The sequence below is a fragment of the Pseudoclavibacter sp. AY1F1 genome, assembly GCF_002931075.1.
Taxonomy (GTDB): domain Bacteria; phylum Actinomycetota; class Actinomycetes; order Actinomycetales; family Microbacteriaceae; genus Pseudoclavibacter.
Map to the genome: position 1 here is coordinate 19,177 of NZ_PSTQ01000002.1, position 21,800 is coordinate 40,976.

The following is a 21,800-nucleotide window of genomic DNA, read 5'->3' on the forward strand; positions in this document are numbered from 1 at the left end:
CTGACCGAGTGTCGAGTCTCTCATCGCAACTCCAGCGCCGCGCAAACCTCAGTGAAGCTGAGCAGTCGTGGATCCTGCAGCTGAGCGCCGATTGGCAGCTCCTCACCGACCTCTCGTGCGCGGACGTGGTGCTCTGGGTGCACACGAAAGAAGATGACTTCGTCGCCGTCGCGCAGGGCCGCCCATCCAGCGCCCCGACCCTCTTCTACCGCGACCTCATCGGGCAGCCCGTGCGCGAGCAATGGGCCGTAGCCGTGCGACGCGCCTACGAAGAGGGCATCACCGTGCGCTCTACGGAACCGGACTGGTTCGATGAGATCCCGACGCAGCTCCTCGTGACACCGGTCTTCTGCCGGCTGCCGGGTGAGGGCGTCAGCGAGCACCCGATCGCCGTCATCACGAGGCACACGAACCTCGGCAGCACTCGATCCATCACCCGCCAGGAGGAGACCTTCCGTGATTGCGCGGACGAGATCTTCGCGATGATCGAAGAGGGGGCGTTCCCCGACCCCGAGGCGCCGCAGATCTCCAGGCGAGGAGCGCCACGTGCATCCGACGGCCTCATCAGACTCGATAGGGATGGCGTTGTCACCTTCGCGAGCGCCAACGCGCTGAGTGCCATGAACAAGCTCGGGTTCGGCGGCGAGCTCGAGGGTGAGGTGCTCTCCGAGGTCGCCTCGGCCCTGGTCCACGACAAGAGCAGAGTGACCGTCGATGAAGCGCTGCCCCTTGTCGTCACGGGGCGCGCCCCCTGGATGACCGATGTCGAAGCGAGGGACATCACCGTGACGCTGCGTGCGTTGCCGCTTCGCGCGCACGGAGAACGCACGGGCGCGATCGTGCTCTGCCGCGACACGACGGACGTCAGGCACCAGCAGCAGGAGCTCATCACCAAGGACGCCACGATCCGCGAGATCCACCACCGGGTGAAGAACAACCTCCAAACGGTTGCGGCGCTCCTGCGGATCCAGGCTCGGCGCTCTCGCAGCGACGAGGCCAGGGAATCCCTGACCCAGGCCATGCGCCGCGTTTCCTCGATCGCCGTGGTGCACGACACGCTCTCGGGCGGCTTCTCTCAGACGGTCGACTTCGACGAGGTCTTCCTGCGAGTGATGAAGCTCATCACCGAGGTCTCCTCGTCCTCCAACACCGTCGTCAGACCAGTTGTCAGCGGACGCTTCGGTACGCTGCCAAGCGAGTACGCGACCCCCCTCGCGCTTGCGCTGACGGAGCTCGTCACGAACTCGGTGGAGCACGGACTCGCGGGCCAGGAAGGCGAGGTGACAGTCACGGCAGAGCAGACCCCTGGCGGGCTCTCTGTCACGGTCGCCGACACAGGCTCAGGGTTCGTGGCAGGTCGGATCGGTGCGGGACTCGGCACGCAGATCGTCCGCACGCTCGTCGAAGGTGAACTGGGCGGTTCGATCGAGTGGCACTCGGAGCCCGGCCAGGGCACTCAGGTCAAGCTGCGCATCCCCAGCAGGTGGAAACGCGAAACGGGCGGCGCGTGAACGCCGCCCGCTGGGCGATCCGCAGCCGAAGTGCGGAGTTGATCGTTGTCAGGAAGCGCGTCGTGCGCGTGCCGCGCGGCGCTTGAGTGCGCGGCGCTCGTCTTCCGAGAGGCCGCCCCAGACACCGGAGTCCTGACCGGTGTCGAGTGCGTACTGGAGGCATACCTCCGTCACCTTGCAGGAAGCGCAAACGGCCTTCGCTGCGTCGATCTGGTCGACAGCTGGGCCGGTGTTTCCTACCGGGAAGAAGAGCTCGGGGTCTGCGTCCAAGCAGGCGGCAGTATCGCGCCAATCCATCAGTGGTGCTCCTTATCGAGTGCGCCTCGCGCACAAAAACGCTCCGCTGGGAGCGAAGTTCGTGAACCCGGGATGCGGTGACTGGCCTATAGACTTGGCCTCGATTTTGCATACCTCCGGGTATCTCTACCTAGAGAAAGATTTTGCCACAGCGTGATTTTCCAGGCAAGGGGTAATTCGTGAGCTTAGGCACGGCCAAGCGTCCGGTCACCGTCATTCTGCTTGCCGGGGTGCTCATTTTCGAGGCCGCGATCCTCGCGGCGGCGACGGTCTTCCTCATCGTGGAGACGGCCGCGCAGCAGGCGGAGTTCCTGGCCTCATCCCTTGCGCTTGCTGGGCTTGCGCTGCTCGGGGCCGTGCTGCTCGCGCTTGTCGCCGTGTCCATCATCCGCCTGCGCTCCTGGGTGCGCGGGGCCGCGATCACGTGGCAGATCATGCAGCTGGCAGTCGCCTGGGTGTTCCTTCAGGGCGATATTGCTGTCTGGGTCGGCTGGGCTCTCGTGGCCGTCAGCTTGCTCGGCATCGTCGCAGCCGTGCATCCGGCAACTGCCCGCGCACTGCGCCGCGACGACGACGAGCTGGAAACGGGCCGCTAGATCTCGAGGAGCTTCAGGATGCGGGCAACGTGGCCCGCGGCTCGGACGTTGTAGAGCGCGTGCACGATGCTGCCTGCTTCGTTGATCACGAAGGTCGAGCGGATGGGCCCAACGGCCACGCGGCCGTACTTGTTTCGCTCGCCGTACGCGCCGTACGCCGTCTGGACCTTGTGGTCGGCATCGCTCAGGAGCGTGAAGTCCAAGTGCTCGGCGTCGCGGAACTCGGCGAGCTTCTCCGGCTCGTCGGAAGAGATACCGAGGATCGTGTAGCCCGCCGCACGGAGGGGCGTGTCGCTCTCGCGGAAGTCGCAAGCCTCAGCCGTGCATCCTGGCGTGAAGGCCTCGGGATACGTGTAGAGAATGACCCGCTTGCCTCGGTAGTCGGAGAGCGAGACGGAGCTGCCGTCCTGATCGGTGAGGGTGAAATCGGGGGCGCTTGCACCAGGCTCGAGGCGGGCCGGAGTTGATGTCGTCATGCCCTCAATCGTGGCATGTTGTGGTCGATTGGACTTCGAGTTCAAAACAGTGCTATGCTCTCTCGGTCGCCACGGAAACGTAACGGCACGCACCTCTAGCTCAATTGGCAGAGCAATTGACTCTTAATCAATGGGTTCTCGGTTCAAGTCCGAGGGGGTGTACGAGATAGGCCCGGTAGCTCTCGCCAGCTACCGGGCCTTCTTGCATTCAAGGTCGACGCGGGCATTCAAGGTCGACGCGGGCATTCAAGGCCGGAGCGGCATTCAAGGTCGGCGCGGGCACTCAATGTCAGCGCGGGCACTGACCGCTGGCGCGCGAGTGAGCGGGAATCTGCCGTTCTCCGAGGCGAGGTGCTGGCAGAATGGGCATGCACTGGCTTGGCGCGGATCGCGCCGACGACGAGGAGGCAGATTCCGTGACGAATGCACCCGGTGAACTTTGGGCGAACTGGCCGCGAACCGCACGGGCGACCCCCTCGAGCATCGTTGCTCCGAGGACGCCGGTCGAGGTGCAGCGGATCGTCGCGGAGGCGTACAGCAGCGGCAGGCACGTCAGGCCTGTCGGGGCGAGCCACACCTCGAACGCGCTTGCTGCCGCGCCGGACATCCTGCTCGACACACGCGGTCTCCGGGGCCTGAACTGGATCGACCTTGACAGCCACGAGGCATCGTTCGGCGCGGGGACGACGATTGCCGAGGCGGGGGCGCTGCTCGAAAGCTATGGCTGGCAACTCGAGAACTTCCCGAACAATCCGGCCGTAACGCTCGGTGGGGCCGTCGCGACGGGGAGCCACGGTACCGGCGCGCGCTTCGCGAGCCTCTCGTCGCAGCTTGTCTCCGCGACTCTCGTGTCGGGCACGGGTGAGCTCGTGACGGTCAGCGCCCATCAGGACCTCGAGCTGTGGCCATCGGTCAGGCTCAGCCTCGGCGCCCTCGGGATCTTCACGGAACTCGTCTTCCGCATCGTTCCCGGCTACCGCATCCGCACCTCTGAGGAGGAGATGCGCATGAGCGGGCTCGTCGACGAGTTCGCAGTGCTCGCCTCAGGGGCAGACCACTTCTCGGCGAGCTGGCGCCCCCACACGGACGAGGTGTTCGTGACGCAGGGCTTCCGCGAGTCAGGCGAGATCGCGGATGAGCCGACGCCGTCGCGCCGCTCGGCTTCGTTCGGCGCGCTCGGCGAAATGCTGGCGATCGGCTTGTCCAAGTCGCTGCCACTGCTCACTCCCGCCGTGAACAAGCTCGCGAACCGCGTGCATCCGGTCGGCGAGTCCACCCTCGGGCCCATGCGCGCCCTGGCCGAGCCAGCGCCGGTGCGCTTCGCGTCGCTCGAGTACTCGTTCCCCATCGCTGAGACGCCGGAGGTGCTGCGCGCGCTCGACGAGACCCTCGAGCGGTCGCACCTGCACCTTCCCTACGCTGTGCGCGTCTCAACGACCGCGGCTGACGATGCGTTCCTGTCAAACGCATACGGGCGCACGGTTGGCAACATCACGGTGCGCGTGCCATCGACGCTCGACGCGCGCCCGATCTTCACCGCTGCGGAGGACCTCTTCCTGAGCCTCGGCGGCTTGCCGCACTGGGGGAGCTTCCACACGGTGCGAGCCGAGGAGTTCAAGCACGTCATCACGCGCTTCGGTGACTTCCACACGGCGCGTGAGCGCCTGGACCCGGAGGGCGTGTTCGACAACGCCCACCTGAGGCGGGTCCTCGGAGCGCACTGAGCTGGCTGCGCGCGGCCGCGCACGACCGCGCACCTGAGTCTCGGGATGGGTTTCGAGCTTCGAATGGGTTGCATCCCATCCCGAGGTGAGGAACCCATCCCGAAGCTGTTGAGGCGAGCGAAACGCGGCGCCCTAGATATACATCTAGAGCGGTTCGTCGGCCCGCGGGTCGTTCAGATTGCGCCAGGGGCGGTCGCGCCATCTGAACGCGCCCGCTCTATGCAGGATCCAGGCCGCGAGCATCGCCCCGATGGCTCCGGATGCACCGCCCACGAGGAGCGCGGCCCTCGGCCCGAACAGCTCGACGATCCATCCCATGACGGGAGCGCCGATCGGCGTGCCGCCGAGGAAGATCGCCATGTACAGCGAGAGGACCCGCCCTCGCATCGACGGCTCGACGCTTCCCTGCACCAGGGCGTTGGCCGTGGTGATCGCGCTGAGCGACGTGAAGCCGATGGGGATGAGCGCGATGGCGAAGAGCCAGAACGTGGGGGCGAGTGCGGCCGCGAGGCAGCTGAGCGCGAAGAACACGCTTGAGGTGAGCAGCACGCGGAACCGGGCCCGCTCGCGTTTGGCCGCGAGCAGCGCGCCGCCGAGCGAGCCGATGGCAAGGATCGACGAGAGCAGCCCGAAGCTGTCGGCGCCGCCCTGGAACTCCGTCGTCGTCATGGTTGCGGTGTAGATGGGGAAGTTCAGGCCGAAAGTGCCGAGGAGGAAAACGAGCACGAGCACGGCGACGATGTCCGGCCGCCTTGCGACGTAGCGGATGCCCTCGCGGATCTGCCCGCGCCCCCGCTTCGATGGGGGAGACGGCAGCAGCTCTGAGGTGCGCATTGCCATCAGCGCCGCGATCGTCGCGACGTAGGTGAGCGCGTTGAGGAGGATCACGGGCCCTGCGCCGATCACCACCGTGAGGACACCTGCGACGGCCGGCCCGAGCATCCTGGCACCGTTGAACGACGCGGAGTTGAGTGCTACGGCGTTCGACAGCAACTTGAGGCCCACGACCTCGGAGACGAACGCCTGGCGCGCTGGCGCGTCGAGGGAGGCGGCGCAGCCGAGGAGCAGCGCGAAGACGTAGACGTGCCAGAGCTCCGCGACGCCGGCTGTGACGATCGCGCCGAGCGCCAGGGCGAGCACGGCCATGACGGCCTGTGTCCAGATGAGCACCTTGCGCTTCGAGAGTCGATCGGCGATGACTCCGGCGTACGGGGCGAGGATGAGCTGTGGGCCGAACTGCAGTGCCATGACGACGCCGAGGGCTGTCGCGTCGTTGTCGGTGAGCTCGGTGAGGACGATCCAGGCCTGCGCGGTGCGCTGCATCCATGTGCCCACGTTGGACGTCAGTGACCCCGCGAACCAGATGCGGTAGTTCCGTTCACGGAGCGAGCGGAACATCGAACTCACGGCATCTGCTCCCTGGGGGTCGTCGGGTTCTCGGGGGGGCACAATGTAATAGTTGTGGCCGCAAGTAAATATGTGAAGGTCACAAAATGATCTCACGTACAATGACGCCGGTCGTCGAACCCGAGGAGAGCCGCAATGGCAGACAAGAACCGCGAACACATTCAGAAGCTTCGCGAAGAGGCGAACGCCATCCGCAAGCAGGAAGAGGCGAGAGCAAAGCGCGGACGCGTGCTCACGCAGGTCGGCATCATCGTCGGCGCAGTCGTCGTACTCGGTGCGATCGTGCTGCTCGCAGTGTTCGGTTCGACCTGGTTCGGCAAGAAGATCGAGATCACGGCAGACGGCACGGTTGCGGTCGGGCGCCTTGACGGCTCCACCGTGGAGCAGCCCATCACGGTTGCCGACAACTCGGCGATCGTCATCGGGGCAGCGGATGCGCCGGTCAAGATCGACTACTACTTCGACTACTCTTGCCCACACTGCGTGGACTACCACGAGCAGACTGGGCCGGTCTACAACGACCTCGTGGCATCTGGTGACGTTCAGGTCACCTACCACGCCATCAACATCGTGGCACCGTACGGTGCCGAGGCCGCAGCGGCGATCGCGGCGACGGTCGCCAACGAGCCTGGCGCGTTCTTCGAGGTGCACGACGGCCTCTTCGGCATCCCGGCCGAGACGCAGACCGGCTGGGGGCCAGCAGACTACGCCTCCGCGCTCGGCCAGCTCGGCGTCACGAACCAGCAGGCGCTCGCGGACACCACCAACGGCGAGTTCTCGAGCTGGGCAGCCTCGAACACGACGGCGGCGCGTGCGGCCGGCGTGAACGGAACGCCCACCATCATGATCGATGGAGAGATCCAGCAGACGCCGCCCGACGCCGCGACCCTCATGGGGCTCGTCGGCACGGCAAACACCGGCGAATAGCGGAGGCGAGACGTGGCGAGCTCCGCTGAATTGGCTGAGGCCCTCGAGGACGAGCAAGGCAGCGAATCCAAGCTGCCCTGGCTCGTCCGCACGCCCAAGAACGTGGCATGGGCGCTTGTCGTCTTCGGCAGTGTCGGGCTGCTCGCGAGCTTCTTCCTGACCGTCGAGTACATCCACAAGCTTCAGGCGCCAACCGAGGCCCTCGTGTGCGACCTGAGCCTCTTCGTGACGTGCGGGCCTGCTATGCAGTCATCCGCTGGCGCGATCCTCGGGTTCCCGAATATCATCATCGGCCTCGTGGCGTTTGCGGTGACCGTGGCCATCGGTGCTGGCATCTTCGCCGGCGCGAGCTACCGTCGCTGGTTCTGGGTGGCCTTCCAGGTCGGCCTCGTCGGTGCCGCAGCGCTCGTCAGCTACCTGCAGTGGTACAGCGCCTTCGAGCTCGCTCGTCTCTGCCTCTGGTGCATGATCATCTGGGCTGCGACCATTCCACTCGTCTCGACGGGGACGATCTTCAACATGGTGCACGGCCACCTCGGGTCCGGCGCTCAGCGCGTGGGGGCGAAGCTCGCCCCGTTCCTCCTGACGATCATCATCGTCTGGTATCTGGCGGTCATCGCGATCGTCTTCGCCGGCCTGCTGCCCTACTTCGCGGTCTAGCCAGCGGCCGCGCCCCGGAGCGCGTACGGCACGCACGCAAAGAACCCCGGTCCGAAAGGACCGGGGTTCTTTGCTGTGCAGTTCAGTGGCGTCGTGGGGAAGCGGTTCAGGCGATCTTCCGCTCGACGCCGACGGCGGAGGAGGCGCGTGCAGCGATGTCTGCCGGGCGCGGCGTGACTGTCTCGACGAGGTCTTCGAGTGATTCCTCGGGCTTCAGAAACGTTTCGATGGCCTTCTGTCGTTCTTGCTCGCTGACGGGAGCGAGGCGAGCGGGCGCTTCCTGTCCAGACTCAAGGGCGGCTACTGTGCCGAGCGTGTTCTGGATGCGGCGAACGAGGTCGGCAACCATGATCTCCGAGAACATGGCGTCGTCGCCCGGCTCGCGGTCTGGCCGCCACTCGAGGCGGTAGCGGCCCTCGGCGCCGAACATGTCGTCAAGGAGGAGCGTGAGCTCTTCGCGTGCCTCGTCGCTCATGATGGCGCTCGGCTCTAGGAGGCGCGGCGGCTCGAGCTCGCTGCCTGGGCGTTCGAGGCCCGAGAAATTGGGGTGGCCGCCGAGCGGCATCGCCGGGCGAGCTGACGGCGCAGAGGCAGCGGGGATGGGGGCTGGAATGGCGCCCACGTGCTGCTGCGAGGGTGCAGGAAGCGTAGCTGCTCCGTGCTGGGCGGGCTGAGCCGACTCTGTCGTCGACGTGACTTCACCCTCGGGGTGTCGCCGCTTGCGGAACCAACCGAACACGGAGTCCCCTTTCTGCACAGGTTTCGAGGCTCTTGCACCGGAACAGGTCGTCTGGCCCGGAATGAGACAGCACTAGTCTCACGGCGTTCGTGCGGCGCGTCGATAGACACGCCGCACGCCGCGCGGATTGTTAGTCGAGCTCTAGCTTCTTCTGGTTCGCGTCGTCCATGACGGCACTGATCGCGAGTGCGGTGGAGATGCCCCAAGCGAGCCAGACGAGCACTGCCCGCCAGCGCTTGGTCTCCATCGATGTCTGCCGGACGACGCCGACGATGCCGAAGACCGAGGACAGGATCGCGCCGTTAGTGAGGAATTTGCGCATGGCTTCCGCTCCCTGCTTGTGCCGGGGCCGCGTCGTTGTGATGGCGCCGACGTTCTGATGGACCCCGTCAGATTAGCGGTGTCATCTGGCTGATTCGTGAAGTGCCTCGTGAGTCGCCTGGAGTTCACTCCGGGGACCCCTGGGCACCGACGGGGTCGATTCGCCATTTTTAGGCCGAATCACTGCCTTCCCTATGTGTGCAACTGATCAAATTGGTGCGGACCAAGTTATCGTTGGATCCTCATTTTGACCTTGCGACGCTGTTGGACGGGCTCATGGGGGCATCATGTCGGCGGTCGCCTCGCGTGTCGAGTCCGCGCGGCACGCCCGCAGAGCGGCCGGAGTGCTCCAGGTCGGTCGAGGTGCGCTCATTGCGCACATCCTGACCGATCGGTTGAAGTCTGACCGTTCGGTCAATAGACTCTCGGGGTGACCGAGCAGCAGCCCCCATCGCAGAGCCCTGACGCCGACCCGCCGCAGGGCCAGCAGCCCCGTTCCGCGCGGACGCACCCGACCGATCTCCTCAAGGAGGCGGCGCTCGTCGAGTTCGCCGCGCACGGCTACGAGGGTGCCTCCCTGCAGGAGATCGCGAGCAAGGCCGGCTACACGAAGGCGAACCTGCTCTACCACTTCGGCTCGAAGCAGGGCCTCTTCGAGCAGGCCGTGCTCGAAGCCCTCGGTGCGTTCGAGGAACTCGTCGACTCGCTGCAGCGCCTCGACATCGGCGCCGAGGACGAACGACTCGTCGGGCCGTTCGTCGACTTCCTCCTCAAGCACCGCCTCGCCGTGCACATGTTCGTGAACCACCGCAGCACCGGAGCCGGCGAGTTCATCGCGACAAGAGTCGACTCCATCATCGAGCGGCTTGTTGCGGCGCTGTCCGACGACGAACCCGACCGTGCGCTTCGCATCGCCATCGGGCTCGCCGGTGTCACCTACTGCCTCGCCAACGAGAGCATCCCTGGCGAGGCCCGCACGCAAGAGCCGACACGCGACGAACTCGTCGCCGCGCTCACCTTCATCTCGGCCACGCGCCGGTAGTCCACAGGCAGGCAACAGACTCATGGCCCTTCTTCTCTTCCGAATCGCCCGAGGCTCGTACCGCCACCCGTGGCGTGTGCTCTCCGCGTGGATCCTCCTGCTGGCCGTCGCGCTCGGCGTCGGCGTGGCCGCAGGCGGTGCACTCAAGGAGTCGTTCGCGATTCCGGGCACCCAGTCGCAGGCGGCGCTCGACCGCCTTGGGGAAGTGTTCCCCGAAGCGGCAGGCGCAAGCGCGAGCGTCGTCGTCGTCACCCCGGCCGGGGAGTCCGTCGAAGACGAGCCGTACAAGGGCGCGATCGAGGACGCGGCCGAGCAGCTCGGCGGACTCGACGGCGTCAGCCAGGCGCTGTCACCCTTCTCGGAGTACGCGACTGATGCCGTGTCCGCCGACGCCGAGGCTGGCATCATCCGCGTGCAGTTCGACGGCACGAGCGAGGACATCAGCGAGGCAGTGATCGCAGAGGTCACCGAGATCGGAACGTCGCTTGAAACCGCAGGTCTGCAGGTCGGCTTCGACGGGCAGATCTTCCAGAACCTCGAGTATGGGCTGACGCCGACCGAGATCGTCGGCGTCGTCTTCGCGGCCATCGTGCTGCTTGTGACCTTCGGTTCGGTGCTCGCCGCCGGCCTTCCGCTCGCCTCCGCCATCGTGGGGGTCGGTGTGACGATGGGCGGCATCCTCTTCGCCGCGAAGTTCGTGGTCGTCTCGAGCGCGACACCGCTGCTCGCGGTCATGATCGGCCTCGCGGTCGGCATCGACTACGCGCTCTTCGTTGTCTCACGCCACCGCACGCAGCTCGCGAACGGGATGGACCCGGAGGAGTCGACAGCGACCGCCGTCGGCACGGCGGGCAACGCCGTCGTCTTCGCCGGCGTGACCGTCATGATCGCCCTCCTGGGCCTCATGATCGTCGGGATCCCGTTCCTCAGCGTCATGGGTGTCGCGGCAGCCGGCGCCGTGTTCGCCGCCATGGCCGCCGTCATCACGCTCATCCCAGCGCTCCTCGGCTTCGCGGGTGAGCGGATGCGCCCCAAGGTCGGGTCGCGCGCGTTCCGCCGCGAGACGGGCGCCAACGCGAAGCCCACGATGGGCAGGAGATGGGTGCGGCTCGTCATGAAGGCGCCGCTGGCGTTCGCGCTTGCCGTCGTGGCCATCCTCGGCACGCTTGCCCTCCCCGCGCTCGACCTCAAGCTCGCCCTGCCCTCCGGTGCCTCCGAGCCGGAGGACAGCGTTGCGCACGTCGGCTACGACCTCGTCTCCGAGCACTTCGGACCGGGTGCCAACGGGCCCCTCATCGTCATGGTCGACATAACGCAGGGCGACAACGAGTCGCTCCTCGACGATCTGCAGCTCATCGCCGACCGCGTCGCCGAGGTCGACGGCGTCGAGACCGTCGGCGACCCGTTGCCCAACCTGACCGTTGACTCCGCGATCATCCAGGTGGTGCCCTCGACGGGGCCGGACGACGACGAGACGCTTCGGGTGGTCGGCGAGATCCGCAACCTCGGCGATGAGCTTGAGCTCGAGACCGGCATGAAGACCTCGGTGACGGGCGCGACGGCCATCGCGCTCGACATCTCCGACCGTCTCAACCAGGCGCTGCTGCCGTTCGCCGCCGTGGTCGTCGGGCTCAGCTTCTTCCTGCTCATGATGGTGTTCCGCTCGATCCTCGTCCCGCTCAAGGCGGCGCTGAGCTTCCTGCTGAGCGTGTTCGCGGCCTTCGGCGTCGTCGTCGCGATCTTCCAGTGGGGGTGGTTCGCCGAAGCACTGCACGTCGTGCCCGGCCCGATCATCAGCTTCATGCCCATCCTGCTCATGGCCATCATCTTCGGGTTGGCCATGGACTACGAGGTCTTCCTCGTCTCCGGAATGCGCGAGGCGTACGTGCGAAGCGGGAACGCCAGGGAGGCGGTCGAGACCGGCTTCGCAAACGGCGCGCGCGTGGTCACCGCGGCCGCGCTCATCATGTTCTTCGTCTTCGCCGCGTTTGTGCCAGAGGGGGCTGGCGTCATCAAGGCCATCGCCCTCGGGCTCGCGGCCGGCATCTTCTTCGACGCCTTCCTCGTGCGCATGACCCTGGTGCCCGCCGTCATGGCGATGCTCGGCAAGCGGGCCTGGGCCTTGCCTGCCTGGCTCGACCGGATCCTGCCCGACCTCGACGTCGAGGGGGAGCACCTCCGGCACTACCGGCAGAACGCCGAGTGGCTGCTCGACCAGCCCGACGGCATCGCGATGGACGCGCTTGTCGCCGGTGCCGAATCGACGACGACGCGCCCGGTCACCGGCGGCATCGAACGCGGCGGTGTGCTGCTCGTCGAAGGCCAGCTCGCCGAACGGCGGCTGCTCGCGGCGACCCTCGCCGGTCGCATCGCCCCCGTGAGCGGGCACGCCCACGCGCACGGGCACCTCACGCCCGGAGACGAGGGCGCGCTCATGCGTCGCGTCGCCGTCGTAGATGCCTCGTCCATCGATGCCAGGTCGGCGGAACTCACCGTGGGCGCGCTCCTCGAGGAGCGGCTCCGCCTCGGCCGCGGAGTCGCGGGGGGAGCAGTGCCAGCTGCGCTCATCGAGCAGGCGGTCGCCGAGGTCTCTGCCGCCGTTGCCAGGCTGCGCGACGGATCACCGCGTGTGCAAGCAGACACGAGCCTCGGTGACCTCCGGCCAGCATCTCGAGGTGTCGCGCTGGCACGCATCGCCCTGGCGGAAGCACCAGAGGTCCTGATCCTCGACCTCGGCCCCGGAGCCGAGGCAGAGGCGGCCATCCGCCTCGCCGCGTCCCTCCTTTCGGAGACGAGCGCACTCGCTGCGCCTGAAACGACCATCGTCCTCGGGATTCCCGGAGGACTCGACCCCGCCGCCATCGTGGGCGAGGTGCGACGCCCCGCCGGCCGCATCCGACTCGATGCCCCACCGGTCGCCTCGGCCGACGCAGAATCCACGCACACTGCATCCAGCACGCACAAGGGAGCACTCGCATGAGCGCCGCCGTTCTCCACTCCATCACGGCCGACCGCGGGGCGCTGCGTCGCCGACGCGTCCGAAACCTGCTCGTCGCGATCCTCGTGCCCCTCATCGTCGCAGGCGCATACTTCGCGGGCCTCGCCGGAGCGGAGGCCCGAACCTCGGCGATCCCGGCGATGATCGTGAACAACGACGAGATGCAGACCCCGACCGCGCCAGACGGCACGGAGACGACCGTCATCGCGGGCAGGCTCGTCGTCAGCGCGCTGACCGACCCGGACACAGCGACGGGCTTCGACTGGCAGCTCGCCAACGCCAAAACCGCGAAGGCGGCGTTGGACGACGGCTCCGCGTACGTCGTCGTCACCATCCCGGAGGACTTCTCCGCACGCATCACCGGCATCGCCGACGAGGGGGCGACGCCCGCCACGATCGACGTGACCACCGACCAGTCCCACGATTACCTGTCTCCCGCCATCGCCAACGGGCTCTCGGATGCACTCACCGCCCAGTTCGGCACGCAGGTCACCGAGATGGTCGCCGTCCAGCTCTTCGATGGCATCGGGCAGACGGCCACGTCGCTGCGAGACGCGGCGGACGGCGCATCCCAGCTGGCAGACGGAGGCACGCAGCTCGGCTCCGGCGTCGCGCAGTTCGCCGACGGCCAGAGCGAGCTCTCGACGGGACTCGTGCAGAGCGCGGACGGCGCCAGCGAATTGTCGACCGGTGTGACCACCTACGTCTCCGGCGTCGGTCAGCTCTCGAGCGGCATCACCCAGTACACGGGAGGCGTCGACCAGCTCTCGGTGGGCATCACGCAATACACGAGCGGCGCCGACCAGCTCGCGGCTGGCGTTGGGCAGCTCGCACAGCAGACTCCAGGCTTGCGCACCGGCGGCCAGGAACTCACAGATGCTGGCACCCAGCTTGAGGGCTACTCGAGCGCTGTAACGCAGGGCACCGCAACCTACCAAGAGCAGATCAGGCCGGCGCTCGTCGCGCTCAACAACTCCACGGAAGGTCTCGTCGCGTGGTGCGCTGCACTCGCCGACCCGACCCTCAAATCCGAATGCGAAACGCAACTCGAGGGCCTCGCCGGCACAACCGGCGGCGTCGACGGCCTCGTTTCGACCCTCGACGGCGCGACGGGCGAGCTCACCGCCGTGACCGACGGAGCAACCGACCTGAAGGCGCTCGGCGCAGGCCTCGTCACGCTCGCCGACGGTATCGACCAGCTCAACACCGGCGCGACGCAGCTATCGGCAGGCTCGAGCAGCCTCACCGCCGGAGCCTCCGACCTCGCGACGGCAGGCGACGAGCTCGAGAGCGGCGCCACCCAGCTCGTCACAGGCGGCACCGAGCTCGAGGCCGGCGCGAGCGCGCTCGCAACCGGACTCGGGCAGCTCCGCGACGGTCAGCAGCTGCTGGTCGACGGTGTCGCCCCCATCCAGGAGGGCGTTGGCGAACTCACCTCCGGCGCGAGCCAGCTCTCAACGGGCCTCAGCGACGGAGCAGCGCAGGCGGAGGACGCCGTGGGCGACCCCGACGCGCTCGCGGAAGTCGTCGCCAACCCTGTCCAGGCCAACCAGGCCATGCAGCACGAGGTGAGCTTCGGCGAGATCCTCACCGCCCTCATCTTGCCTCTGGCACTCTGGCTCGCGGCACTCGCGACGACGCTCATGCGCCGCCTCGTGCCCACCGAGGCCTACGCCTCGATGGCGTCGAACGCGCGCATCCTGCTCGATGCGACGAGGCGGATGCTCCTGCCGCTCGCCGCCGTGCTCCTCGCCGTCATGATCATCGCGCACGGCTTCGTCGGGGTGCCCGTCGGCGCGGCGTTCGCGACGCTCGGCCTCGGCGCGCTCTGCGCGATCGCCCTCATCGGCCTGCACCTGCTGTTCACGACCCTCTGGGGCAGGCGTGCCGCGGCCGTCGCCTCCATCGGCCTCCTGAGCATCCAGGTGCTCGCCATGCGAGGACTCGTGCCGCTCGAGCTGAAGTCGCCGTTCGTCGAAACGCTCTCGGGGCTGCTCCCCGGAACGCACCTCGCCGCAGGGCTGCAACTGGCCTACTCGGGGGGCAGCGCATCCGGAGTCGTGATGGCCGCCGTCGGCCTGCTGATCATCGCCGCGGTCTCGTTCGCAGCGGCGAGCCTTGTCATCGGGCGCAGACGACGCTCGAAGCCGTCGCTTGTTGCCGGCCTCGCCGCCGGGCGCCGCGAGCTCGTCGCCGCGTAGGCGCGCTCGGGCCGCCGGGGCGCCCAGACCGCCGGGGCGCCCAGGCCGCCGGGGCCACCAAGGTCGCCGGGGCCGGTTGTGGCCGGTTGGCCACACTCCTCGGCGTGGCCACGCGTCTCGGTGCGGCGCTGCTGCATCCGACAGTCAAAGTCTCGGGATGGGGTGCGCGCTTCGGGATGGGTTGCAACCCATCCCGAGATGAGAAACCCATCCCGAGACGAGAGTGGGGGACGGGAGCGGGAGACGAGACGAGGGCGGGAGATGAGACGGGAGTGGGAGTGATCGCTCGACGGCGTCGGGCATTGCGCGGGCGTTAGACCGTGTCGGGGACCGAACGGCCGAGCTGCAGGTGCTCGTGGGCGAACGCGACGGTCTCGCGCAGCATGCGCAGGCGGTCCGGCTCGTTCTTCGCCTTGCGCGTGTTCACTTCGGCCACGACGTGGCCTGACCAGCCGATCGAGGCGAGGTACTGCAGCGTCTCGGCGACGGGCTGGCCGCCCTCGCCGGGAGCGAGGTGCTCGTCGAAGAGCTTGTCGTTCGCCTCGGGCGCCTGGCCATCGCAGAGGTGGATGTGGCGCAGGCGGTCGCCCGCGGCCTTCGCCATCTGCAGGGAGTCGCGGCCGGAGAGGGCTGCGTGCGAGAAATCGAGGGTGATGGCGTCGCAGTCCATCTCGACGGGGTCGATGCCGGGCTTGTACGCCTGCAGGGCGCGGCCGGAGACCTTCCACGGGAACATGTTCTCCACGGCGATCTCAGTGCCGGTGTCTGCGTTGATTTCGCGGACGATGTCGAGGAAGTTCTCCGCGTATCCCGACTGCCACCGGAACGGCGGGTGGACGACCACGGTGGAGGCGCCGATGTCGCGGGCAAGCTCGGCGGAGCGCTGCAGTTTCGTGCGCTGGTCGCGGCCCCACACGAACTGCGTGAAGAGCAGGACCGGGGCGTGGACGGCCAGCACCGGCAGCTGGTACTTGTCGATGAGCCGCTTCAGCGCATCCACGCTTCGTGAGGTCTGGTCGGTCGAGATCATGATCTCCATGCCGTCGAAGCCCGCGTCGCGAGCTATCTGGAACGACGTCTCGACAGACTTCGGGAACGTGCAGGAGGTGCTCATGCCGACGGTGATCATTTTCCGGAGATTACTCCTCTCCGCTGTCCGAAAGATGACGGACCCTCCAGACGAATCAGGTGAGACGGTATTCGAGCTCGGGCCGGCCGGGCGTTCCGTACCTGGGGGTGCGCTCGGCGGCGGAGGTGTCGACGAGGTGCTCGAGGTAACGGCGCGCCGTGACGCGGGAGAGCGTCAGCTGCTCAGAGAGCTCCTTGGCTGAGATGCCGGTTCCCTCCCCGGGCGCCCTGAGTGCGGCGATGACGCTTGCGAGCGTCTCGCTCGTAAGCCCCTTGGGGAGGCTCGCGTGGGGTGTGGCCTGGCGGAGCGACGCGAGTGTCTGATCGACCTCGTCCTGACTCGACACGATGTGGTCGAAGAGGCCTGCCCGGTATTCGCGCAGGGCTTCCAGCTTCTCGGCGAAGGTCTGGAATGTGAACGGCTTGAGCAGGTAGTGGGCGATGCCGAGCGAGACCGCCTGCTTCACGGTCGCCGCCTCGCGCACGGCGGTCACGGCGATGATGTCCACGTCGTGCCCCTCAGCTCTGAGCCGTCTGGCGACATCGATGCCCGTAGCGTCCGGCATGTTGATGTCGAGGAGGACCACGTCGATGCGCTCGGCGTCACCGGCGGCGGCCGCGCGCACGGCGAGGATCGCCGCGGACGCCGTCCCAACGACCCCGACAGCACGGAACCCTGATATGCGCTCGACGTAGGAGACGTGCGCCCGCGCCGTCAGCGGTTCGTCGTCGACAACAAGCACGTGCAGAGGCGCATGCCGGGCCGCCAGGTCACCAGTCATCTGCGGTTCGCCCCTCTCCTGAAACGCCGCTCGGGGTCAGCTCAGTCCCTCGCACCGGCAGACACACGGTGAACGCGGACCCCTCGACGTCGATGCTCCCGCCTGATCTGCGCACGGCCTGCCTGACCAACGCGAGGCCAACACCGCGCCCCTTGCCGGGCTTGCCGGAAACGCCGAAATCGAAGATGCGTCCGAGGAACTCCGGGTCTGGTCCGTCTCCGCTGTCGCTGACCTCGATGAGCACCTCGCCGTCGAGCTCCTCGACCAGCACGCGAACCGCGGGGGCTGGCGTGGCGCGGGCCGCCTCGAGGGCATTGTCGATGAGGTTGCCGACGATCGTGATGAGGTCCCTCGCCGAGGCGCTCGCGGGAACCCGGGCGGGCAGGTGCAGCTCGAAGCGCACATCCATCTCGTCGGCCTGCGACGATTTGCCGAGGAGCAGTGCGACAAGAACCGGGTCCTCGATAGCGCGCACGAGGCGGTCCGCCAGCTCCTGGCTGACGTCGAGGGTAGAGCTCGCGAGCCGCATCGCCTCGTCCGGCTGGCCGAGCTCGATGAGCGCGATGATCGTGTGCAGTCGGTTCGCGAACTCGTGCGCCTGCGAGCGGAGCGCCGCCGCGAGCGTCTGCGACGTCTCGAGCTCTCCGCTGAGTTCCTCGATGCGGGAGTGGTCGCGCAGCGTGACGACCGTGCCTGCGAAGCGCGGTGCATCCTGACCCGGCCCACGCGTAACGACGGCCTCGCAGTTCACGACGAGCACGTGCCGTTCGGTGACGACGATCTCGTCGACGACGGCGTCCTCGCGCAGCAGGACGTCGCGGAGAATCTCAGGCACTTCCAGTTCCCGCACCGGCACCGGGGCGGCCTGCGGGTCGAACGGCGGCAGGCCGAGGTACTCGGCGGCCACCCCGTTCGTGAGCGCGATCCTGCCCTTCGTGTCGATGAGGACAAGCCCCTCGTCGATCGAGCGCAGCACACCCTCGTAGTAGGCGAACATGCGGGCCAGGTCCTCCGGGCCACGGTTGTCCGTCACCCGCCGCAGGTACCGGCTCAGCGCCCATGCGCCCGCGCCTCCGATGAGCAGCGCGCCAAGCGCAGACCAGAGGATCAGGGCGATGCGCGATCCCGTCGCGACGTGCGCGTTCGAGACAGTCACACCGGCCGACACGAGGGCAACCACCTCGCCGTCCGCCCAGATCGGGGCGACGGCGCGCACCGAGGGGCCAAGCGTTCCCGTGTAGGTCTCGGTGAACGTGGAGCCCGCGAGCGCCGCATCGATGTTGCCCTGGAACAGGCGACCGATCTCCTCCGGATTTCGGTGTGTGATGCGCACCCGGTCCGTGTCCATGATCGTGATGAAGTCGATTCCCGTGGAGTCGGAGATGACGATCGCGTACGGCTGGAGGGCGCTGCTGGGGTCGTCAGCCGCGAGCTGCTCGACGACAAATGGGTCGTGGGCGATCGTCTCGGCGACCGCCAGGCTGCGCAGTGCGGCGTCGTCCTCCGCCTCGCGGCGCGCATCCGCCCACACGACGGCCACGCCGATGCCGGTGAGCGCCAGGATGGCGACGAACTGCAGCACGAAGAGGCGCGTCGCGACGCTCCAGCTTGCGAATCGCACGGCACCTCCTCGGCGTCGATGGGCGGGCCGCACCTGGTCTCGCTGTTGAGGGGCGCGGTGAAAACAGTATGAACGCAAGTCGCGGTCGTCATGTCGGTGAGCGGATGCTCAATCCATCGTTCTCGACGCAGCTCGCGTCGGATCTCAAGGGAGAGAAGACAGCAATGGCGCTCACATCTCAGGACACCAAAGCCCCGCGTAAACGCGGCATCGACAAGACCCACTGGCTCTACATCGCCGTCATCATCGCCGTGCTGGCCGGCATCACCGTCGGACTCGTCTTCCCGGAGTTCGGGAAGGCGCTCAAGCCCGTCGGCGAGGCGTTTGTTGCGCTCATCAAGATGATGATCGCCCCCATCATCTTCTGCACGATCGTGCTCGGCGTCGGCTCGATCGCCAAGGCAGCGACGGTCGGCAAGGTCGGCGGGCTCGCGCTCCTCTACTTCATCACGATGTCGACGTTCGCCCTTGGCATCGGCATGGTCGTCGGCAACTTCATCCACCCGGGCGAGGGCCTGAACATCGCGAGTGCGTCCTACGAAGCGGATGCGTCGAAGAGCGAGGGGACTGCCGACTTCCTGCTCGGCATCATCCCGACCTCGCTGTTCTCCTCGCTCACCGACGGCAGCATCCTGCAGGTGCTGTTCGTGGCCCTGCTCCTCGGCTTCGGTCTGCAGAAGATGGGCACGAAGGCCGCGCCCATCATCGACGCGATCGCCCAGATCCAGGCCCTCGTCTTCCGCGTGCTCGGCATGATCATGTGGGTCGCCCCGGTCGGAGCGTTCGGAGCCATCGCGGCGGTCGTTGGAGCGACGGGCATCGACGCGGTCATCGCGCTCGGCACGCTTATGGTCGCCTTCTACATCACGTGCGCGCTCTTCATCGTGGTGGTGCTCGGCTCGCTGCTCTGGCTCGTGGCCCGCGTCAACATCTTCAAGCTCATGAAGTTCCTCGGCCGTGAGTACCTCCTCATCGTCTCGACGTCGTCGAGCGAGGTGGCGCTGCCTCGCCTCATTGCGAAGATGGAGCACGTCGGCGTCTCCAAGTCGGTCGCCGGCATCACGATTCCCACCGGGTACTCGTTCAACCTCGACGGCACGGCCATCTACCTGACGATGGCGTCGCTGTTCATCGCCAGCGCGATGGGCACGCCGCTCTCCATCGGTGAGCAGGTCTCGCTGCTGGTCTTCATGATGATCGCCTCGAAGGGTGCCGCCGGCGTCACCGGTGCCGGCCTCGCGACGCTCGCAGGCGGCCTGCAGGCCCACCGCCCCGACCTCGTCGACGGCGTCGGCGTGATCGTCGGCATCGACCGCTTCATGTCCGAGGCTCGTGCCCTCACGAACTTCACGGGAAACGCCGTCGCGACGGTGCTCGTCGGAACGTGGACCAAGGAGATCGACAAGCAGCGCGTCGATCTCGTGCTGAGCGGTGGTGCCCCGTTCGACGAGGCGACCATGAACGAGGACGTGCACGGCTCGACCGATCACTCGCGCGACGCCAAGAGCCAGCAGGTCATCGACCAGGAGCGCGTCACGGCGTAGCCCGAACCGCTCACGCACACAGACCTGTGGGGTGCGCATCCGTTTCGAAAGATTCGGATGCGCACCCCACAGGTCTGCAGCGGGGAGCGCGGGGTCCGGCACGCTCGCCGGATCACATCCTCACATCGGGCCCGACGGGGACTGGCCGCAAGCTCTTGCTCCGAGCACGAACCCGCACGAGCCCAAAAGCCAACGCCGCAGCACCGAGGCACAGGAACGGGGCGATAATCGCGAGCTTGAGTATTGCCCCACCAAGCAGAAACCCGCCCGCAATCGCGAGCGCAGCCGCAGCCGGAATGGCCCATACCTGGAGGCCCCGGATTGCCGCGAGGCACAGGCCGGTCCCGAACAGCGCGAGCGCAGCAGCTAACACTGGTGCGACCATGAAGAGGAACCCCTCCATGAAGGGCCGGATCGTCCAGCAGGCCGCGACAAGGACGAGCGCAAGGCACCAGGAAAACGCGGCCCAGATCGCGACGCTGCCCATGCGCCGTCGCACCAGCGCGGCTCCGGCAATGAACGTCGGGAGAGGGGCGAGGACGGCCAGGACGAGAGCCGAAGAGCTCCATAGCTCCGCCCCGGCGAGGTTGAAGCGCTGGATGACGAGGCCGATGCAGCCGATTGCGCCACTTGAAACTGCGGTAGCGGCGAGTAAGGCAAGGTCGCGCGAAGCGACTCCCGCGACCGCTCTCGTTGTTCCTTCTCGTTGGGAGCGAGTCACGCTTGCTGCTACGACTACCGCGACGACCAACGTGCAGGCCACAAGCGAGTTGACGCCCGATGCGCCGAGCATCACGTTCGAGTAGACGATTCCGCTGAGAATTCCGAGCGCGCCGCCTAGGACCAGTCGAAGCCAGGTGGGGAACATCTCGCTCAAGGCGCTTCCGGCGGCAATCGTCGCGGCCACCATGAAAAGAGCGGTGCTCGCGGGCCAAGTGAAGTTGAGCGGGAACAGCAACTCCTCCTCGGCGCCTGGAACCGGAAGCAGCCAGAATGCGAACTCGGCGCTACCGGTCAGCGCGCTCAGCGCGAACGCGGCCGCAGAGAGGGTCGCGGGCCAGGCGCTCATCTGTAGTGCTCGGACCAGGAGCGTGACCACTGCGAAGCCGAAGGCCGCGACTCCGGCAGCGCGCCCGATGAGGACTGCGATGAAGAGTGCGGGGGTTATCGACATGAACGTTTCGCCAGTCGTCAGTCGCTGGAGGAGCCCGACCACCGCCGGGCCGGAGAAGCTGACAACGGCTACAAGCGCCAGGGCCAGGGCGATCTTGTAGCTCGCGCGTTCGGCCAGGCCGTGCACGCGGATCGACCAGGCTTCGGTGAACTCGGGCTTCGTGGCTCCGCGTGCCGCGGCGTCGTCCTCGAGCATCCCGAGGAACACGTCGCCGTTTTCCCCGCGCCACGCTTTCGGGTACCAGCGGAGCAGCTTGCTGTAGCTCACCAGGCCACCGCCGCGCTCATGCCAGCCGTGCCTGGGCGCAACGCCGCGGTCGGCGGCGTTGCAAGGCGCTTCTCCGCCGCGCGGGCTCGAGCCAGGAGGCGCTTGGTCTCGACTTCGAGCGCCGTGCGACCCGCAGGGGTCAGCTCGTAGTAGCGACGTGCCCGACCATCGACCGTCTCCTCGCCAGCCCGCTGGATGCGGCCGTCGCGCTCGAGGCGATCGAGGGAGGTGTAGAGCGTCGTGACGCGCAGTTTCACGGCGCCGTCGCTCAGCTCGTCGGCGTCCCTGAGGATGCCGTAGCCGTGCTGGCGGCCTCCTGCCAGCGCAGTCAGGATCCAGAATGCAACTTCAGTCATGTGTGGGAATATACCCACATCGGTAATAT

General features: G+C 67.3%; 19 protein-coding genes and 1 tRNA gene. 10 read left to right on the forward strand and 10 right to left on the reverse strand.

Features of this window, described 5'->3' with window-relative positions; translation table 11 throughout:
- Positions 1-8 precede the first annotated feature (8 nt).
- The gene (locus tag C5B85_RS04280; RefSeq protein ID WP_104284824.1) at positions 9-1,511 is read left to right on the forward strand and encodes a sensor histidine kinase; all 1,503 of its coding nucleotides are present in this window, start codon (positions 9-11) and stop codon (positions 1,509-1,511) included.
- Positions 1,512-1,559: 48 nt separating this feature from the next.
- Here the strand turns inward: C5B85_RS04280 and C5B85_RS04285 are convergent, their stop codons facing one another.
- Positions 1,560-1,808 carry a WhiB family transcriptional regulator gene (locus C5B85_RS04285; RefSeq protein ID WP_068476994.1) on the reverse strand — a complete coding sequence of 83 codons (249 nt, stop codon included), beginning with the start codon at positions 1,806-1,808 and terminating at the stop codon, positions 1,560-1,562.
- 179 nt (positions 1,809-1,987) lie between these two features.
- Here C5B85_RS04285 and C5B85_RS04290 point away from each other — a divergent pair, with 179 nt between their 5' ends.
- Positions 1,988-2,404, forward strand: coding sequence for a hypothetical protein (locus tag C5B85_RS04290; protein ID WP_104284825.1), 417 nt, complete (start codon positions 1,988-1,990; stop codon positions 2,402-2,404).
- On the opposite strand, the gene bcp is transcribed toward C5B85_RS04290, so the two are convergent.
- Positions 2,401-2,880: a thioredoxin-dependent thiol peroxidase gene (bcp, locus tag C5B85_RS04295; protein ID WP_104284826.1), complete on the reverse strand. Its 480-nt coding sequence runs from the start codon at positions 2,878-2,880 to the stop codon at positions 2,401-2,403. The two genes, C5B85_RS04290 and bcp, sit on opposite strands and share 4 nt — an antisense overlap.
- Before the next feature lie 89 nt (positions 2,881-2,969).
- Here bcp and C5B85_RS04300 point away from each other — a divergent pair.
- Both C5B85_RS04300 and C5B85_RS04305 read left to right on the forward strand, forming a co-directional pair.
- A tRNA-Lys gene (locus C5B85_RS04300) sits at positions 2,970-3,042 on the forward strand.
- A gap of 254 nt (positions 3,043-3,296) precedes the next feature.
- A complete protein-coding gene (locus C5B85_RS04305) occupies positions 3,297-4,604 on the forward strand; it encodes a D-arabinono-1,4-lactone oxidase (protein ID WP_181064274.1) in 1,308 nt (435 codons plus the stop codon).
- 144 nt (positions 4,605-4,748) lie between these two features.
- Here the strand turns inward: C5B85_RS04305 and C5B85_RS04310 are convergent, their stop codons facing one another.
- Positions 4,749-6,002: an MFS transporter gene (locus tag C5B85_RS04310; protein WP_181064303.1), complete on the reverse strand. Its 1,254-nt coding sequence runs from the start codon at positions 6,000-6,002 to the stop codon at positions 4,749-4,751.
- Between the two features lie 144 nt (positions 6,003-6,146).
- On the opposite strand from C5B85_RS04310, the gene C5B85_RS04315 reads away from it, so the two are divergent.
- Positions 6,147-6,938, forward strand: a complete 792-nt coding sequence (locus C5B85_RS04315) for a thioredoxin domain-containing protein (RefSeq protein WP_104284829.1) — start codon at positions 6,147-6,149, stop codon at positions 6,936-6,938.
- A gap of 12 nt (positions 6,939-6,950) precedes the next feature.
- Positions 6,951-7,598 (forward strand): vitamin K epoxide reductase family protein, encoded by a 648-nt coding sequence (locus tag C5B85_RS04320; RefSeq protein WP_104284830.1) that lies wholly within the window; start codon positions 6,951-6,953, stop codon positions 7,596-7,598.
- A 106-nt stretch (positions 7,599-7,704) separates the two neighbouring features.
- Here the strand turns inward: C5B85_RS04320 and C5B85_RS04325 are convergent, their stop codons facing one another.
- A complete protein-coding gene (locus tag C5B85_RS04325; protein ID WP_146077842.1) occupies positions 7,705-8,337 on the reverse strand; it encodes a hypothetical protein in 633 nt (210 codons plus the stop codon).
- Positions 8,338-8,467: 130 nt separating this feature from the next.
- Positions 8,468-8,659 carry a hypothetical protein gene (locus C5B85_RS04330; protein ID WP_068476980.1) on the reverse strand — a complete coding sequence of 64 codons (192 nt, stop codon included), beginning with the start codon at positions 8,657-8,659 and terminating at the stop codon, positions 8,468-8,470.
- A gap of 429 nt (positions 8,660-9,088) precedes the next feature.
- Between C5B85_RS04330 and C5B85_RS04335 the strand changes: the two genes are divergently transcribed.
- The 3 genes from C5B85_RS04335 to C5B85_RS04345 are packed head-to-tail and all read left to right on the forward strand — an operon-like array spanning position 9,089 to position 14,899.
- Positions 9,089-9,700, forward strand: a complete 612-nt coding sequence (locus tag C5B85_RS04335; RefSeq protein ID WP_104284832.1) for a TetR/AcrR family transcriptional regulator — start codon at positions 9,089-9,091, stop codon at positions 9,698-9,700.
- A gap of 22 nt (positions 9,701-9,722) precedes the next feature.
- The gene (locus C5B85_RS04340) at positions 9,723-12,680 is read left to right on the forward strand and encodes an MMPL family transporter (RefSeq protein WP_104284833.1); all 2,958 of its coding nucleotides are present in this window, start codon (positions 9,723-9,725) and stop codon (positions 12,678-12,680) included.
- Positions 12,677-14,899, forward strand: a complete 2,223-nt coding sequence (locus C5B85_RS04345; RefSeq protein ID WP_104284834.1) for a YhgE/Pip domain-containing protein — start codon at positions 12,677-12,679, stop codon at positions 14,897-14,899. Before C5B85_RS04340 ends, C5B85_RS04345 begins: the two co-directional genes overlap by 4 nt.
- A 313-nt stretch (positions 14,900-15,212) precedes the next feature.
- On the opposite strand, the gene C5B85_RS04350 is transcribed toward C5B85_RS04345, so the two are convergent.
- The 3 genes from C5B85_RS04350 to C5B85_RS04360 are packed head-to-tail and all read right to left on the reverse strand — an operon-like array spanning position 15,213 to position 18,430.
- The gene (locus C5B85_RS04350) at positions 15,213-16,028 is read right to left on the reverse strand and encodes a sugar phosphate isomerase/epimerase (protein ID WP_104284835.1); all 816 of its coding nucleotides are present in this window, start codon (positions 16,026-16,028) and stop codon (positions 15,213-15,215) included.
- Positions 16,029-16,083: 55 nt separating this feature from the next.
- A complete protein-coding gene (locus tag C5B85_RS04355; protein ID WP_104284836.1) occupies positions 16,084-16,809 on the reverse strand; it encodes a response regulator in 726 nt (241 codons plus the stop codon).
- A complete protein-coding gene (locus C5B85_RS04360; RefSeq protein WP_181064275.1) occupies positions 16,799-18,430 on the reverse strand; it encodes a sensor histidine kinase in 1,632 nt (543 codons plus the stop codon). The genes C5B85_RS04355 and C5B85_RS04360 overlap by 11 nt, the downstream gene beginning before the upstream one ends.
- Positions 18,431-18,594: 164 nt before the next feature.
- On the opposite strand from C5B85_RS04360, the gene C5B85_RS04365 reads away from it, so the two are divergent.
- Positions 18,595-19,974 carry a cation:dicarboxylate symporter family transporter gene (locus C5B85_RS04365; RefSeq protein WP_104285136.1) on the forward strand — a complete coding sequence of 460 codons (1,380 nt, stop codon included), beginning with the start codon at positions 18,595-18,597 and terminating at the stop codon, positions 19,972-19,974.
- A 112-nt stretch (positions 19,975-20,086) separates the two neighbouring features.
- On the opposite strand, the gene C5B85_RS04370 is transcribed toward C5B85_RS04365, so the two are convergent.
- Positions 20,087-21,415 (reverse strand): hypothetical protein, encoded by a 1,329-nt coding sequence (locus C5B85_RS04370; RefSeq protein WP_104284838.1) that lies wholly within the window; start codon positions 21,413-21,415, stop codon positions 20,087-20,089.
- Complete coding sequence (locus tag C5B85_RS04375; RefSeq protein ID WP_104284839.1) at positions 21,412-21,771, reverse strand: PadR family transcriptional regulator; 360 nt, start codon at positions 21,769-21,771, stop codon at positions 21,412-21,414. Before C5B85_RS04375 ends, C5B85_RS04370 begins: the two co-directional genes overlap by 4 nt.
- Between the last annotated feature and the right edge of the window lie 29 nt (positions 21,772-21,800).

Excerpts from the sequence above, each read along its gene's own strand:
- C5B85_RS04285 (WP_068476994.1), bottom strand. The coding sequence starts at position 1,808 with ATGGATTGGCGCGATACTGCCGCCTGCTTGGACGCAGACCCCGAGCTC.
- bcp (WP_104284826.1), bottom strand. The coding sequence starts at position 2,880 with ATGACGACATCAACTCCGGCCCGCCTCGAGCCTGGTGCAAGCGCCCCC.
- C5B85_RS04310 (WP_181064303.1), bottom strand. The coding sequence starts at position 6,002 with ATGTTCCGCTCGCTCCGTGAACGGAACTACCGCATCTGGTTCGCGGGG.
- C5B85_RS04315 (WP_104284829.1), top strand. The coding sequence starts at position 6,147 with ATGGCAGACAAGAACCGCGAACACATTCAGAAGCTTCGCGAAGAGGCG.
- C5B85_RS04330 (WP_068476980.1), bottom strand. The coding sequence starts at position 8,659 with ATGCGCAAATTCCTCACTAACGGCGCGATCCTGTCCTCGGTCTTCGGC.
- C5B85_RS04340 (WP_104284833.1), top strand. The coding sequence starts at position 9,723 with ATGGCCCTTCTTCTCTTCCGAATCGCCCGAGGCTCGTACCGCCACCCG.
- C5B85_RS04345 (WP_104284834.1), top strand. The coding sequence starts at position 12,677 with ATGAGCGCCGCCGTTCTCCACTCCATCACGGCCGACCGCGGGGCGCTG.
- C5B85_RS04350 (WP_104284835.1), bottom strand. The coding sequence starts at position 16,028 with ATGATCACCGTCGGCATGAGCACCTCCTGCACGTTCCCGAAGTCTGTC.
- C5B85_RS04355 (WP_104284836.1), bottom strand. The coding sequence starts at position 16,809 with ATGACTGGTGACCTGGCGGCCCGGCATGCGCCTCTGCACGTGCTTGTT.
- C5B85_RS04365 (WP_104285136.1), top strand. The coding sequence starts at position 18,595 with ATGGCGCTCACATCTCAGGACACCAAAGCCCCGCGTAAACGCGGCATC.
- C5B85_RS04375 (WP_104284839.1), bottom strand. The coding sequence starts at position 21,771 with ATGACTGAAGTTGCATTCTGGATCCTGACTGCGCTGGCAGGAGGCCGC.